This is a genomic window from Paenibacillus sp. FSL R5-0519, assembly GCF_037974275.1.
Classification (GTDB): domain Bacteria; phylum Bacillota; class Bacilli; order Paenibacillales; family Paenibacillaceae; genus Paenibacillus.
In genome coordinates this window covers 2,789,944-2,806,500 of record NZ_CP150234.1, presented here as the reverse complement: position 1 = coordinate 2,806,500, position 16,557 = coordinate 2,789,944, and the positions used below count along the sequence as shown (strand labels likewise).

The following is a 16,557-nucleotide window of genomic DNA, read 5'->3' as shown; positions in this document are numbered from 1 at the left end:
CATTCAACTCCCGTAACCGTATTTATAGAGTAGCCGGACCAGAACCCGAAAACCGTGCATCAGGTCTGCTTCAGCTGTATATTCAAGTGGATTATGACTGATACCGTCCTGACTCGGCACAAAAATCATGGCTGTCGGACAAGCCGGCTGAAAAATCTGCGAATCATGTCCCGCTCCGCTTGGCATTAGCCAATAGGACAACTTCTCCTGCTCACAGGTATCTTGGATGTCTGAGATCATCTCTGCATTCATAGGAATGGGCGTCACCGACAGATGTTCTTCCCAGTCCAGTCCGAGCTGCTGCTCGGCTGCGATCCGACTAAAAGCCTGAAGTATATCCTGCCAGCAGCGATCAATACTCTCCTGCCGGATATGGCGGATATCCAGTGAAAACACCGCTCGTGCTGCAACCACATTCCCCACACCCGGATCGGCTGTGATTCGCCCAACCGTGGCTACCAGCGGTTCTCCTGCTTGCAATGCAATATCCCTTACTGCAGTAATCATCTCAGCCGCTCCGGCTAATGCATCCTTGCGCCAGGACATCGGTGTCGTTCCCGCGTGATTCGCTTCTCCGCTTACCGTAATACTGAACCGCTTCTGACCTACAATGTCGGATACAACGCCAATCGAATGTCCGAGACGTTCCAGAACCTGACCTTGCTCAATATGAAGCTCAATAAAGGCACCATATTTTTTTGCGGCCGGTCTATATGCACTATCGGGTCCAAAGCCCGCATCGCGGATCGCTTGTGCAAAGGTGACGCCGTATTGATCCTTCAAATGCTCTACATCTTGCAGAGACGTTGTTCCTGTTATACTGCGTGAGCCCCAATATGCAAAAGGGAATCGACTTCCCTCTTCCTCACATAGGGAAACCACTTGAAGCGTGCGCTTCGGTGCTCCAAAATGCTTCTGCAAATACTCCAAAGCAAGGACACCGGCAACCACACCGTAAGCACCATCATACTTGCCTCCATACACCACGGTATCGATATGTGATCCGGTCACGATTGGTAATTCTTCAGTACCAGTCGCCGATCCCTTACCCTCGCCCTCCAGTGTGCCATAAAGATTACCGGACTGGTCGAACTCGGGAGACAGCCCTTTTTCCTGCATTTTGGCAGCAAGGGCACCTTGTGCTTCACACCAGGCCGAGTCATACAACAGCCGTGTGACGCCCCCCTGTGCATCCGCACCATATGTCGACAGCCAGTCAAGCATGGCTTGCAGCTCCACCTGTTCCACATTTGGCAAAGGAAGCGGTGCATTATTCGTACCGGATGACCGGTATACTCCAGACTCCGTCATGGATTCCCCTCCGTTCCCGCTTCGATGGGACTAGAAGAGTAAGCCACAATGTGTTGCCCGATAGGCACAGGGGATAAGCCGGATTCCGAGTTGTAGACGCGCTGCCCTCGGCAAAATACGTCTGTGATCTGACATTTAAATGTACGTCCTACATAAGGACTCTGTTGATGCGTGTAGAGCAGATCCTCTGTGTTCAGGGTTGTGCTCTTCTCCCAGTCAATCAGCACCAGGTCTGCATCCTTGCCAATTGCAATCTCTCCTTTGCTCTCCAGACCAAGCCTTCCAGCAGGTTGCAGAGAGAGCACTCTTCCGAGCAACGGAAGGTCAATATTGCGTTGAAGATGTCCATCCTCCAGCATGATTAGCAGTGTGCTTTGTGCCCCGGATATGCCGCCCCAGATTTCAAAGAAGTTATCCGATTGTTTCATGGATGGTGGGCAAGGAGAATGGTCTGAGGCGATAACATCAATCAATCCTGAAGTCAGTGCATCCCATAACTGCTCCTGTTCGGAAGAGCTGCGAAGCGGTGGAGCGCATTTTGCTACAGCACCCAAACGGACGACATCCTGATCGGTCAGCGTCAGATAATGAGGACATGTCTCTGAAGTGACATCCTGCCCACGCCGTTTGGCCTCTGCAATCAGATCCAGCGCTTCCCGGGTGCTAATATGCACAAAATGCAGCGCACACCCGGTCTGTTCGCCGTATTTCAACGCTCGGGCAACCGCGACGACTTCAGCTTCCACAGGACGAGACCGGACATAATCCATCGGTTCCGTCTTACCCTCTGCGATGCTTCTCGCACCGAGTTCGGCAACGATGCCTTCGTCCTCTGCATGAAGTGCCAGCACACGGTTTAATGTTGCAAGTTCTTTCATCCCGTCCAGCAGCGTATGGTCATCAGCTCTGGCAAAGATGTCTTCCCCTTCACCTCCCGGCTCGGACATAAATGCCTTGAATCCGGCAGCACCCAGCCGTGACAGTGGAGCAAGTTGCTCACGGTTTCCGGGAACCAAGCCTCCCCAGAAAGCATAATCCACATACGATTGGTCTGCCGCTGCTTTCATTTTCATCTCCCATGATTCCGGCCTTGTGGTTGGCGGTACGCCGTTAAGCGGCATATCGACATACGTCGTAATTCCCCCGGTGGCAAGGGCTGCCGAACCTGATCGGAATCCCTCCCAACTGGCGAGTCCGGGTTCATTGAAGTGTACATGAATGTCCACGACACCTGGCATCACTGTAAGTCCCTCAGCTTCTATGATCCATGTCGCTTCGCCAGCGGTCAGGCGTGTGGATATGTCTGTTATTTTTTCACCCGTAATGCCAATATCCAGTTGCTCTACCCGATCTCTCAGCACCACCCGGGCCCCCCGGATGATGGTATCAAATGTTGTCATGTGGATGACCCTCCCCCTGAATCCGAACCGGATGCGTGCATGCTTAGCTTCCCCGGTATGTACTGTAACCTCCTGGAGCAATCAATAATGGAATATGGTAATGGCTTGAGGCATCAGATACGGCAAACCGTATCGGAACAATCGTCCATAATGCCTGCCCCAGCTCCTCCAATGAACGATGTGCGTAATAACTCTCGACATGGAATTGAAGCTCATATATCGCTGGCTCCAACTTGCCTCCATCCAGCAGCGGTGCATCCAAACGCCCATCCGCATTGGTCACCGACTCAGCTACTTTTGTCTTGTTTTCCTGTTCTCCATCCCTCTTCAGGGTATACAGTTCGATCCGAACACCCGCAGCAGGGACACCCTTGGAGGTATCCAGCACATGTGTTGTAATTCGGCCATCAGACATCGACATTAGACGTCACCTTCTTTCCCGGCGTCACGGCCGCCTGTTCCCAGATCATCCCTTGTCATCGAGAAACCCTGGAATCCATAAGGTGGCCTCGGTTCGGTAAATACTTTGCCTTCTCCCTCTTTCACTTCCTCCAGCACTGTTTCCCAAGTCCGATTGTTGGATTCAAATGAAACCTCACTCAGTTGCTCAAATCGACTTAACAACCTTCGTCCAATCTGGTAGATCAGATGTTGAATGGAAGCGGATCGACACTCATGAAACACCGCAGCAGCCAAATCTCTGACCTGTTCCGCCGCTACATACCGTCCATGCTGATCATCCATGCCATCTCTCGGATCTTCATAACGCCAATTGATGTTCAGGAAAATAAATAACGGTCGATCCCATGTCTCTGGAAGAGTGGTATATTCATCCTGCATAAATCCGGCAAATTCACTGCCTTTGACCTTGATCAGTCTCAGATCAGCTACACCACTGAAATGGTTGCTTAGTTCAATCGAGCCTCCGGTTCGTTCTGCTTCAACGGCAGCTGTCGCACGATCATTCTGTGAATAACGAAATACGAGCGTACTCGGTCGATAACTTCCTTCTAATCCAATGGGTATATCTTCAAAAGGAATCTGGTCCGCTGTCATCTGAACCTTGCTCATCTGCGGATACGTCTCCAGGAAACGCCGACTCACCAGCGCAAGAAATCCTTCCACCGTTGCCCCTGTGTAATCCGCTGCATGTTTGAGAATAAAATTTTTCATTGAATCGGTTGCGACCACCAGCGAATTATCCCCTTCTGCAAAAGAAGGCAAGAATTCATCCCCCTGCACGGCCACCTTGATGTTCAATCCAAAGAGAATATTGCTGCGTCCCATAAAAGGAGATTCCGGAATGGACTGAATACCCGTCAACGGTTTGGCGTAGGAACGGTACATCCACACATCCCCTTTGCCGTAATACATGGTCCGCTGCTGCACTGCGGCTGGCTTGCTCACGAACTCATGTTCATGACCGATCTGTACAAGCCATTGCTCCAAACGTATGCCTGCAATCTTGAATACTTCCTTCAATGCAGTCTCGAATTCTTCTTCCCTGCCTCGGCGATGCCGTTGCCTCATGGATTCGAGGATGGAGCTTGCGGTATGGCCTTTTACAGCCAATATAAAAGGAAAGCCAAATTGGCTTGTATATGCTTTGTTTAATTGTTGAAGTTCGTTGTACTGCTCTTGTGAGAGTGAATCAAGGCCTGCTCCAGCTTGTTCCTGAACGGAATTGGTGCTCATGCTGATTCGTGCTCCAAGATCCGGGTGATTTCGAAGCAACTGCAACTTCACCTCATCATCCGATGCCTGAACCTCATTCTTCATCACATTCATCATCTGTTCAAATGAATCGAAAGGTCGTAAAAGCCCGGAACGTTCAGCCACCCATGGTGATTCCTCAAATAAGCCGCCAAACGTATGCACGAACTGCGTGATAGACCAGTTGTTAACAAGTTTAATTAAGTCGCTCATGTTAGAACCTCCGGTCTGTTATGGATTATTGTTCTTCATTCTAAGTGTCGTTCAATGTCGCGACAACAATATTTACGCAATTTTGTAATATAACATAACATCAGAGTTGCGATTTGTTTGCTGTGCACGGGAAGTTCAGCTTTTGTTGTCCTTAAACATGAAAAAACCGCACTCCATCAAGGGAATGCGGTTCATGGGTCTAAGCCCCAGTAGCATTGTAACGATGCACAAAGTGCGGTCTAGAGCTGCGCGTTGTGCGGTCTTGCAGCTGCTTTGTCCCGCACAAACTTGCGGAAGGTGAATACCAGCTTTAATTTGAGCAGATCATTCGTTTTCTTAAAGTCCATTTGCAGCAAGCTGCCAACTTTCTCCATACGATAAGTGACCGTGTTACGATGCACAAACAGCTGCTTGGCAGCTTCATTGATCAGTCCATCATTCTCGATAAAGGACTCCAATGTATTCATCAATACCTGATTGGGATCACCGTCCCTGGCAAGTAACGGTTCAAGCACTTTATTACAGTAGTTCTCCATGATGTTATCCGGTACATGTTGGAACACGTAGGCAAATTCCAGCATTTCAAATTGCAGCGCACGGTCTTTCATGCCGAACCGACGAGCCAGTTGTCGTGTATCCAGACACTCTTGGTAAGCTTCACGGAGCGATTTGGGTTCATGCTTCATCTTGCTGATCCAGAAACGCGGAGCCGGTGCTCCTTTTGCTTCTTGTGCTGCCAGAACATCACCGAAGCGGTTCAACAGAAAACCTGACAGCTCCTCTCCATAATCTCGCCCTGTTGGACAGGTATAGATGGACAGAATGCCATCTTCGATCTGAAAATGCTGTGAAGCCGTGAATTGCATCAGCGGATTGTACTGCAATTCGCGATGAATCTGTTTAAGCAACTTCCCCTCGGCAAACAGAGTTGGCTCAAGCGTAATCAGTACGCACTGATACGTTCCCTGGAACAGATGTACACCTTTGTTTTCACTCAAGGTGGTCAATTCCTGAATGGTTATTTTGTTATCCAGATACTGTGAAAGCAGCGTACGCATCTCATCTTGCACGGTCGGATTAATATGCTCTCGATACGTCATATCCATATAAAATGCCAGCACATCAGCAGCCTGTTGGAACAGTTCTTCTTCTGCCCGAAGGGATAGGGCTGAATCGGTAAATACCAGCAACGATCCGTATTCTTCATCATTTTGCTTGATCGGTACGCGATGACAACTTCCCTGATTCCATTTCACTCGGTGCATGACGGATTTCCAAGGCCAGCCTTGGGTTACAGCATCCCCTGCAATGCCCTCACTACCGTAAAGCACATGCCCACGAGAACCAATGACGGCAAGCGGATAGTTCAACACTGTGGCAAGTTCGGCGAACACATTCCGGTGTGGCTGCTGTTTCAGTGCAAACTGCATTAATTTCTTTTGCTTCTGCACAACCTCATGCAGCAATCGGTTACTGCGTTCATGTTCAGCCTTGAACAAAGCATTCATCTGGTCTGAGAAGGTGAATTGAAAAGGAAGCTCAAGCAATGGTAAACGAAGTCGATCAGCTTCCTCAACAATGCCTTGGGGAATGGACTGCCAGAAACGTCCCAGCTTGATGCCGAGTCCTGCACAGCCACGTTCATTCAAGCGCCGCATCAAACGTAGTGCATCTGTCTCACTGTCTTTCATAATAAAAGCGGTGGTGAACAACATTTCTCCGGATTTGATCCAATCCGCGATATCAGGAGCGTCCATGACATTAACGGATTTCATCATCCGTGAAGTCCCTTCTCCACCCGCAACCAGTTTGGCCTCGGATAACGGGTATACCTGTAAAGCCTCTTTAACCGTAAGTTGCATGGACACTACCTCCCATATATATAACACGATATAATGTCATTCTGATTATCAAAACTAAATTTCGTATCATTTCTCGAATTAAATCCATATTCAGTCGTTTTACTTTTATTTGTTGTTAAGTATTATAACATCATTTCATTCAATAAAGCTTACACGACAAAAAAATAAAACCTATGACCTAATTACAGCGCACTTTGCTGTAATCGGCATAGGTTTTCAGATCAGATTTCCATGGTTTCGTGATTCATCCATAATTTCATTCGAGATAATACATCTTTGACATTCAGCGGTTTGCTGAGATAGTCCGAAGCACCTGCAGCAATACATTTCTCCCGATCCTCTTTCATGGCCTTGGCTGTCAGTGCAATAATCGGAAGCTGAGTCATGCCAAGCCGTTCACGGATCTGGCGAGTTGTCTCATAACCATCCAGTTCCGGCATCATAATATCCATCATGATGATATCAGGCTTGACTCCTCCACGCTCCAGCAATTCCAGACATTCATACCCATTCTGAGCTGAAATGACATTCATGCCGTATTGCTCGAGAGCGTTAGCCAGTGCATATACATTTCGAATATCATCATCAACGACAAGCACTTGACGACCACTGAGCAAAGACTCTTCCAGAGGTGTCAATAAAATATCCGATTGTTCGGAAGTCATTGAAGGAAGTTTATTGATCTCAGGTCTAGTGCTTGCCACCTCATTCAAGAACAACCGCGATACATTCATAGTCTCTGGTTCATCTCTTCGCAGAGGCAGGAACAGCGTGAACACACTGCCATGTCCTTCACGACTTGTGGCCGAGATTGACCCACCCAGCAAAGTTGCAAGCGATTGAGAGATCGACAGACCAAGCCCTGTTCCGCCATATTTACGTGCCGTAGCCCCATCCGCCTGTTTGAATGCATCAAAGATCTGCAGAAGTTTGTTTTCCGCTATGCCAATCCCTGTATCACTGACGGAGAAAGCAATCACATCGGTCTCTTGATCTTCTACCTCAGGATGAGCCAAACTCACTTTGGAGATCGTTAAAGCAACTTCACCCTCACTGGTGAACTTGAATGCGTTCGAGAGCAGATTTCGAAGAATCTGATGCATTCTCATCTCGTCAGTCACGATGGTTTCCGGTAAAGGACTTTGGAGCTGAATTCGGAAATCTATTTTTTTCTGCTCAGCTGTTTTCAGGAAATATTGATTCATGACTTCAGGCAGACTGCTCAGATAAACATCATCAAAATCCACTTCCATCTGCCCGGCCTCTACCTTGGACAGATCAAGAATATCATTGATCAGATTCAGAAGGTCTTTACCTGACTTGTGAATGACCGAAGCATAGTTCTGTTCTTCACTATTCAAGTGTTGGTTTTTATTTTCAGACAATATTTCGGATAAAATCAACATGCTGTTAAGCGGTGTCCGCAGTTCATGGGACATGTTCGCCAGGAATTCGGATTTGTACCCCGAGCTTGTTCGTAACTGATCTGCCACAACTGCAAGTTCATTGGCTGATGTCTCAGCAGCGCTCTTCTGTATCTCCAGGCGTTCATTAAGCATATGAAGCTCTTCGGTCTGCATTTGCAGTTCCTCCGTCTGAGACAACATTTCTTCGGTCTGAGACTGAAGTTTCTCCGATTGTGCCTGTAACTCTTCATTTAGAACTTGTGACTCATCATATAATTGCTGTAATTCCATACGAGTGACGGTCGAGTGTAAAGAAACACCAAAAATGTCCGTCAGTTCTTGCATCAGCTTCATATCATTCTCTTGCAATGGCTTCATTGAAGCAAGCTCGATGACCGCAATCGTTCTGCCTTCGAAGAGGACCGGTACTACGGTAAGAGAGGTGGCAGATGTATATCCGAGACCCGAAGAGATTCGAATATAGTTCTGGGGCAGATCATTCATGCGCAAGACTCGCTTCTCCACGGCACTTTGACCCACCAGCCCCTCACCGGGGGCAAGCGACACTTTACCGAGCGAACGTTCTTTCTCTCCATCCGCAGCATATGCAGCCACACGCAGCAGTCGATTGTCTTTCCAGTAATACAAGACGCTGTAGGGAACTTCAAACAACATGGCAAGCTCGCTCAGGAACAAGCGGGACAATCCCTCCAGATTGGTCGGATTCTGCAAGAGTGTCGCAATGCCTGTGATCTGGTCCTTGACCCGATTCTGTTCCTGTACTTCATCCAGTAATTTGTTGGTTTCGTGGCCCAGGTCCCCCACTTCATCATGTGTCCGCACCTGAATTCGCTGCTTCAGGTTCCCACCTTTGGAGATATCACTGATGGTCTGCATAACATCTCGCAACGTTTTGACGATATTTCCGGATATCACAAGAGCCGCTGCAATTGATAACGCCGCGATAACCCCCCACAGCGTATACATAATCGTCAACAATGTGGAGCTCCGTGTGGCTAGATCGGTTACCCTTGCCTCAGTCAATGCGATCTCTGTGTTACGGAAGGTAGTAAGTTGGGAGCGTAGTAGATCCATTTCAGTTTTACCCGGATCAGTTTGAAAGAATGCAACAACTTTGGCTTGATCCTCTTGCTTTTTCAACTTTACCAACGGCTCCCCAGCAATCTCAATCCAGCGCGTAATATGAGTTTTGATGCTTTGCAGACTCTGCTGCTGCGAAGGATTGTCACTAATGAGAGCATTCAACTGATCATAGTTGGAACTCCATTGGGATAGACCTTGAGAATAAGGTTCCAAGTAACTCTCATTGCCTGTAATCATGAATCCACGCTGTCCTGTCTCCATGTTCAAGACATTTTTTTCAATCGCGTTGGTCAGATTATGTACTTCCAGATCATGATGAGAGATAAAATCATTTTCCTTCTGTAGTACATTAATTTGGGCCGTAAGCACTAGCAGAACAGCTCCAAACAAAAGCACAACCACAAGATAGCCCAATAAAATTTTGGAGCGTATCGTAAATCTTCTCGTTTTTGACAACGCGGAAACCTCCAAATATATACGAATCCCATTCTATTAAATGAAAAGTGGTGCATATGTAGTTTATATGGATACGTATAGTCTGACAAGCTCTAAGTTCATCGGTAAGCATAAGAAAAACGACCTGCTTGTGCAGGTCGCCCTCTTCATTGATCTATATTGCTCATTTGGTCTGATTTTAGGCCTTTGGAGCGATCATTTTGGCTGGATCGACATATTGATCAAATTGCTCTTCGGTAAGCAAGCCCGTTTGTAACGTCGCCTGTTTCAAAGACAAGCCTTCTTTATGCGCAAGCTTCGCAATTTTGGCTGCATTCTCATAACCAATGTGCGGGTTGAGCGCTGTAACCAGCATGAGCGAATTGTTCAGATTATGTTCAATCTGATCCAGGTTAGGCTCAATGCCTACGGCACACTTGTCATTAAACGCAATAATGGAGTCCGCCAGCAGTTGCACGGATTGCAAGAAGTTATAGATGATAACTGGTTTGAATACATTCAGTTCAAAATTACCCTGACTTGCCGCGAAACCAATCGCTGCATCATTACCCATGACCTGCGTAACCACCATCGTAATGGCCTCGCTCTGAGTTGGGTTGACTTTACCCGGCATAATGGAACTGCCTGGCTCATTCTCAGGAATACGGATCTCGCCCAATCCACTACGGGGGCCACTGGCCAACCAGCGAACATCATTGGCAATTTTCATCAAATCAGCTGCAAGCGCTTTAACGGCACCGTGCGCATATACAACTTCATCATGACTTGTAAGGGCGTGGAATTTGTTTGGTGCAGATACAAAATCTTTCCCTGTATGTTTGCCAATCTCCTTGGCAGTGAAGTCCCCAAAGTCCGGATGAGCATTGATGCCCGTTCCAACAGCTGTACCGCCGATCGCAAGCTCCTTCAGGTACTGTACACTTTCACGGATCATACGCTCACTCTTGCCCAACATGGCTTCCCAACCACTGATCTCCTGGCCAAGCGTAATTGGTGTTGCATCCTGAAGGTGGGTACGTCCAATCTTGATAATATCCTTGAATGCCTCCGACTTGTCTGCAAAAGTCGCTTTTAATACCGCAATGGCCGGCAAGAGCTGATCCTCAACAGCCAGAACACCTGCGACATGCAGAGCCGTTGGGAATGTATCGTTGGAGCTCTGGGACATGTTCACGTCATCATTTGGATGCAGACGCTCTTCTTTTCCCTTTTGCTCCAGCAGTTGGTTCCCCAGATTGGCAATCACTTCGTTCACGTTCATATTGGATTGCGTTCCGCTACCAGTCTGCCACACGACCAGTGGGAAATGGTCATCAATACGACCTGCAATAATCTCGTCTGCTGCATAAGCGATGGCATCGGACTTAGCGGCAGATAATTTACCTAATTTATGGTTACTGGCCGCAGCACTTTTTTTCAAAATGGCAAGGGCACGTATAACTTCCATCGGCATATGTTCGCTGCCAATCGGGAAATTCTCCTTGCTGCGCTGCGTCTGAGCTCCCCACAGCCTGTCGGCTGGTACTTTCATTTCGCCTAACGTATCTCTCTCAATGCGGTATTCCACTTGCTTGTCCTCCTCCAAAAAGATGGTTTGGGTCTCTACAAAGCGTGTGTATCTCGTCATATTATACATGATTTACGAGCAGGTTTTCACCTTTTCGACAAAATTGTAAGCGTAGCGCAAAACGAATATCAATTATTTTTGTGCCGCAATTGGATAAAGTCGACTGCTCTGTTCGAATAGTTCGCCTGGTGCCAGACCGACCAATCCGATTTCTTCTGCCGGGATGCCTTCAACATTAGGAGCGTTAACCAGGTTCATCTGTGGTTCAGGACAGAAGAATTCGCCACCCATGTTATTATTCCAGATCATCCAGTGCTTGTAGGAAGTACCCACATCATAGACCAGTTTGTCTCCAGTACGGTGATCCGTAAGTTCCATATAGTTACGACCATTCTGCGGTTCTGCAGTGTAATGATTATCCATGGCAGCAAAGAACGGACTAACTCCGTCTTTCTTCAATTGTTCTTCCTCAGGTGTAAGCGGTTGAAATTGTCCTGTTGGCAGAGAACGCTCATTCAATTCACGTCGTTGTCCAATCGTAACTTTGGCCGTGTAATCCGAGGATTGACTGTCCGGTGCAAATGGTACTGCAATTGCCGTATGGAATGCAAACAAATTAGGCATGGTTTCCTTTCCGGTGTTACGGACGATCAATTGCTGCTGAAGTCCTAGGCTGCTCAAAGAGTAGCGAAGCGTCACTGTGAACGTAAACGGCAGGTACTTATGGAATGTATGTCCTTCTTTCACGTCCTGGCTAAGCAGTACATAGCTCTCCAACTGGTCAGAACCGTACCCCTCAACCTTCCACTCGGCATCATGCAAAAATCCATGTAAATGGTTACCTGTAGCCGGTTCGTTCACAGGCAACTGATAGACTTGACCATTCCAAGGGAAACGTCCATCCTCATAACGATTCGGCGGAGATAGAATCGGAATTCCATAGACCGCTGGTGCAGCCATAAACTCATCCATCTGATCCTGATTCGGCTCTCTTAAGTAACGGAAACCCTTTTCTGTATCACGGAAAGCAACGAGGTTGGCACCCACGCTTGGAATAACAGCCGCTTCAAACTGATTAAAACGAAGCCAAATGGCCGGTATCCCTCCAAATTGTTCTTCAAATGCTGCATTTTGTTGTGTCATCGTTATATGTACCTCCTGCATACTAAGGTTATATTATACGGCTCGACTATATCATGCCCGAGCACAAAATACCAATCTATGAAAGAGAACAAATTCATGATAGAAAAACAAAAAAGACAGGAAAAAGACAGCTACAATCCCCTGCGGCTGTCTCTGCATACTTTCATATGTTCGTTGAATTAATCCACATATTTGCCGTGATCCGGCACAGTGCTCTCTTTAAAGTCCATATCAAGCCTCTTCAGGGATTCTCTCAGCATATCTCCGCTCAAGGCATGCCCATGCCCGGTAATTGCAAGTTTCGGCTCCAGATGCCTTATATGCTGAACCGATTGATGAGCAGCCTGCCAATCGGTTGTAAAATAGGAAGGCGGGCCATGCAACTGTTTGTCCTGAAGCAACACACTCCACAGCGATTCCTGCTTCACTGTAATGATTGCGTCTCCCGCAATTAACAGACGGTCCGCTTCACGAAACAGTGACACATGTCCAGGTGTATGTCCTGGCGTGTGCACCCACTCCCATCCTGCTAAGCCTGGAACAGTGTGATCTTTGGGTAAACTGAATATCCGATCATCCAGATTGATTGCCTCATTGGGATACGCGAATGACAACCTGGACATTAAACCTCCACCTACAGAAGGATCCGCTGGCGGGTAATCTTTCAATCCCGTTAAATACGGAATTTCAAGCGGATGAGCATACACGGGCACACCCCAGAATTGTTCCAGCTCAATAACGGTTCCTACATGGTCAAAGTGACCGTGTGTCAAAATGATCGCAGACGGCGGACCTTGAAATCGTTCTGTTGCAATCTGAACAATATGATCTGTGAACCTCGCCATTCCGGTGTCCACGAGGACCCAGTTCCTGCTTCCTGGCTCTCCGATGAACACGACATTAACGAATAGTGTACGTAAACTGAGAATATCGGGCGCGACTTCTTCAAGTCCCGTCAACCCTTCTGTAATCAGATTGTCAGATGCCATTCACGGTTACCTCCCATTTGGCGGATTATTTCTCTGGTTCCATTCATCTCGTAGACTTCCCTTTTCTGGATCATCTATTCAACATTTCCAATAAAATAGACGGTATACACCCTGTTTCGGGCATACACCGTCTAGTATAGTCATCGACACGACACAATAGAACAAGAACATCTCCGCCAGTTAAGCCGGATATGCCTCCAAAGCAGCATCGAGCAATTGATTGTACAGATCATCGTCATTCTCCAGTAACTCGTCCATACGCAGTAACTCTTCTTCATCACCGGATTGCTCCGTGAAATGCAAACTGTAGTCCCAATCTTTTCCGTTCTTGCTCATGAAGGTAATCTCATATACTGACTTTTCACCTTCTGTACGGAAAACGGTATTCCCTACGAAACTTTTTTCATCTTCACGGCGCATTTCAGCACGGATAATTTCAATATTCACAATCATTCTCTCCTTTAATCTTTCATCTACAGTCGGTCTCCAACATTTCTGGTAAACCTAGTTTGGTAATTATTATTGGTTAATTGTACAATATATAACGTAGCAACGTATACCTTATTCAATGAAGGAACCATTTGAGTCCTTACATAGTTGTAATGAGGACTATAATACGTGTTTGACCAACATCTATAATAGCCAACAAGCTACGATATTATTATCACATTGGAGGAAAAAATAGCATGAATACTTTCGAAACAAATCTGCAGCAATATGCTGAACTGGCTGTACAAGTCGGTGTCAATATCCATCCTGGGCAGACGCTTGTGGTTAATGCACCAATCTCGACAGCACATTTTGTACGACTGATTGTCAAAGCAGCTTATGGTAAAGGTGCCAAATTGGTTAAAGTAAACTGGAGCGACGAAACGGTTACACGTCTACATTACGATCTTGCACCCGATGAAGCCTTCTCCATTGAACCGAAATGGTTTGCAGCTGAAATGACTGAACTCGTTGAAGAAGGAGCAGCTGTACTGCACGTCATTGCTGAGAACCCGGATCTGCTGAACGGTGTAGCTCAGGAACGCATTATTACGAGTCAAAAAGTGCGCGGCAAAGCGCTCGAAAAATATCGTTCATATCAGATGGCCGACAAATTCAGCTGGTCTATTGTAGCCGTCCCTTCTCCGGAATGGGCTGCTAAAGTATTCCCGGACCTGCCGGAAGCACAGCAAGTGGACCGCTTGTGGGATGTTATTTTCAAAACCGTACGGATCGGTGAACAGGATGCTGTTGCCGAATGGAAAACCCATTTGCAAAATCTCGATTCCCGCGCTGATCTGCTGAACAACAAGAAGTACAAAAAGCTCCACTACACAGCTCCAGGCACAGACTTGACCATTGAACTTCCAGAAGGACATATCTGGGTATCTGGTGGAAGTGTGAATGAGCAAGGACATGTCTTTATTGCCAACATGCCTACCGAAGAAGTATTCACAGCTCCGCTGAAAACGGGTGTTAACGGTACCGTTCGCAGCACGAAACCACTGAGCTACGGCGGCAACCTGATTGACGGATTCTCCCTGACATTTGAGAACGGTCGAATCGTAGATTACACTGCTGAACAGGGACTGGATGCACTGAAAAACCTGATCGAGATGGATGAAGGTGCACACTATCTGGGTGAAGTAGCCCTTGTTCCTCATCAGTCACCGATTTCGGATACGAATATTTTGTTCTACAATACTTTGTTTGATGAGAATGCGTCCAACCATTTGGCGATCGGTAATGCTTATGCCTTCTGTCTGGAAGGTGGTAAAACGATGTCCAAAGAAGAGTTGATTGAACGTGGCATGAACTCCAGTCTCACTCATGTGGACTTCATGATTGGATCTGGAGAGATGAACATTCACGGTGTAACCTCCGAAGGTGCGGAAGAGCCGATCTTCCTGCAAGGAAACTGGGCTGTTTGATCGCTTTGATGTATTAGGAGAGAGGAGATCACTCCTCTCTTTTCCTGCGTCAACAGGTCACTAATTCAACAATTGGAGGGAACTCATATGTTAAGTTTTGAACAAAAACTGGATCGTTACGCTGAACTGGCTGTAAGAGTAGGTGCCAACGTGCAGCCCGGGCAAGTATTTGTTATTAGTGCGATGATTGATACCGCTGAATTCGTGCGCTTGCTGGTGCGTAAGGGATACGAGGCCGGTGCCAAGCAGGTTATTGTAAAATACGGTGATGAAACGGTGAATCGATTGCGGTTTGAGATGGCCCCTGAGGAATCCTTCCAAGAGCCGCCGAAGTGGCATGCAGCGGAGCTTGAAGAACTGGCGGCCAATAATGCAGCCTTCCTGACTGTATTGTCATCCAGCCCGGATCTGATGAAAGGTATTGATCCTGCGCGGATCTCGGCTCATCAGCGTACATTTGGTCAGGCGATGGCCAAGTACCGACAGTATCAACAGGCGGATAAAATGAGCTGGACGGGTGTGGCTTGTCCTTCTCCCGCTTGGGCAGCCAAAGTATTCCCGGATCTCCCTGCAACGGAGCAGGTTAACCAGCTGTGGGAAGCCATTTTTGCTGCGGTGAGAGCCGACCTGGAGGACCCTGTAGCGGCCTGGGAACAGCATATTGAACGACTGGAAACCAAGGCTGTGGCACTCAATAACAAAAAGTATCAAGCACTTCATTTCCTCTCCCCCGGGACGGATCTTACAGTCGAGCTACCAGATGGCCATATTTGGGCGCAGGCGGGTAGCGTAAATGAGCAAGGCATCCCTTTTGTTGCCAATATCCCGACAGAGGAAGTATTCACCGCTCCATCCAAGCATGGCGTTAATGGTAAGGTGTCCAGCACCAAACCACTCAGTTATGGCGGCAGTATCATTGATCGTTTTTCACTCACATTCGAGAACGGACGGATCGTTGATTTTCATGCTGAAGAAGGTCAGGACACACTGGAAAGACTCATTTCCATGGATGAAGGCTCTCATTACCTCGGCGAAGTCGCTTTGGTTCCCTTCCATTCACCGATCTCTGAGAGTGGCATCCTGTATTACACGACATTGTATGATGAGAATGCGTCCTGCCACCTTGCGATTGGCAGTTCCTATGCATTCAATATCGAAGGTGGCAAAACAATGTCTCCAGAAGAGCTTGCAGCTCGTGGCATGAATAGCAGTATCACCCATGTGGACTTCATGATGGGCTCCCCCGAGACGGACATCTACGGTATTACGGCAAACGGTGAACGTGAACCCATCTTCCTTAAGGGAGACTGGGCATTTTAACAGATTACGGAAAAGTGCTCGAAAGAAATATGCTCACTTTTCGGTCATAAGGCTGTCTTGCAACCATGTATTCATGGTTGCAAGACAGCCTTTTTATTAATTTTCAGCAAACTGTCCGGAGGCTGCACATGCTCTCTTCTTCTGGTTTTTCTCG

12 protein-coding genes are annotated in these 16,557 nt (G+C 47.4%); 2 read left to right on the top strand and 10 right to left on the bottom strand.

Translation table 11 applies throughout. The features are described from left to right. Positions 1-3 precede the first annotated feature (3 nt). The 10 genes from MKY73_RS12940 to MKY73_RS12895 all read right to left on the bottom strand — a co-directional run bounded on the left by MKY73_RS12940 (position 4) and on the right by MKY73_RS12895 (position 13,617). The gene (locus MKY73_RS12940) at positions 4-1,311 is read right to left on the bottom strand and encodes a M20 family metallo-hydrolase (protein WP_339307897.1); all 1,308 of its coding nucleotides are present in this window, start codon (positions 1,309-1,311) and stop codon (positions 4-6) included. Next, positions 1,308-2,711 carry an allantoinase AllB gene (gene allB, locus MKY73_RS12935; RefSeq protein WP_339307896.1) on the bottom strand — a complete coding sequence of 468 codons (1,404 nt, stop codon included), beginning with the start codon at positions 2,709-2,711 and terminating at the stop codon, positions 1,308-1,310. Before allB ends, MKY73_RS12940 begins: the two co-directional genes overlap by 4 nt. A gap of 43 nt (positions 2,712-2,754) precedes the next feature. Then, positions 2,755-3,132, bottom strand: a complete 378-nt coding sequence (gene uraH / locus MKY73_RS12930) for a hydroxyisourate hydrolase (protein WP_091019526.1) — start codon at positions 3,130-3,132, stop codon at positions 2,755-2,757. Further along, positions 3,132-4,637: a factor-independent urate hydroxylase gene (pucL, locus tag MKY73_RS12925; protein ID WP_339307895.1), complete on the bottom strand. Its 1,506-nt coding sequence runs from the start codon at positions 4,635-4,637 to the stop codon at positions 3,132-3,134. The genes uraH and pucL overlap by 1 nt, the downstream gene beginning before the upstream one ends. A 239-nt stretch (positions 4,638-4,876) precedes the next feature. Then, complete coding sequence (locus tag MKY73_RS12920) at positions 4,877-6,499, bottom strand: PucR family transcriptional regulator ligand-binding domain-containing protein (protein WP_339307893.1); 1,623 nt, start codon at positions 6,497-6,499, stop codon at positions 4,877-4,879. A 221-nt stretch (positions 6,500-6,720) separates the two neighbouring features. After that, complete coding sequence (locus tag MKY73_RS12915) at positions 6,721-9,465, bottom strand: CHASE3 domain-containing protein (RefSeq protein ID WP_339307892.1); 2,745 nt, start codon at positions 9,463-9,465, stop codon at positions 6,721-6,723. Positions 9,466-9,643: 178 nt separating this feature from the next. Then, complete coding sequence (gene fumC / locus MKY73_RS12910; protein ID WP_074095411.1) at positions 9,644-11,032, bottom strand: class II fumarate hydratase; 1,389 nt, start codon at positions 11,030-11,032, stop codon at positions 9,644-9,646. Between the two features lie 132 nt (positions 11,033-11,164). After that, positions 11,165-12,175, bottom strand: coding sequence for an aldose 1-epimerase (locus tag MKY73_RS12905; RefSeq protein ID WP_339307890.1), 1,011 nt, complete (start codon positions 12,173-12,175; stop codon positions 11,165-11,167). Between the two features lie 179 nt (positions 12,176-12,354). Further along, entirely contained in the window at positions 12,355-13,164 is an 810-nt protein-coding gene (locus MKY73_RS12900; RefSeq protein ID WP_339307888.1) for an MBL fold metallo-hydrolase, read from the bottom strand. A 180-nt stretch (positions 13,165-13,344) separates the two neighbouring features. Beyond that, a complete protein-coding gene (locus MKY73_RS12895) occupies positions 13,345-13,617 on the bottom strand; it encodes a hypothetical protein (protein ID WP_339255752.1) in 273 nt (90 codons plus the stop codon). A gap of 233 nt (positions 13,618-13,850) precedes the next feature. Here MKY73_RS12895 and MKY73_RS12890 point away from each other — a divergent pair, with 233 nt between their 5' ends. After that, positions 13,851-15,083 carry an aminopeptidase gene (locus MKY73_RS12890; protein ID WP_339307886.1) on the top strand — a complete coding sequence of 411 codons (1,233 nt, stop codon included), beginning with the start codon at positions 13,851-13,853 and terminating at the stop codon, positions 15,081-15,083. Between the two features lie 87 nt (positions 15,084-15,170). Further along, positions 15,171-16,403 carry an aminopeptidase gene (locus MKY73_RS12885; protein ID WP_339307884.1) on the top strand — a complete coding sequence of 411 codons (1,233 nt, stop codon included), beginning with the start codon at positions 15,171-15,173 and terminating at the stop codon, positions 16,401-16,403. Positions 16,404-16,557: the final 154 nt, after the last annotated feature.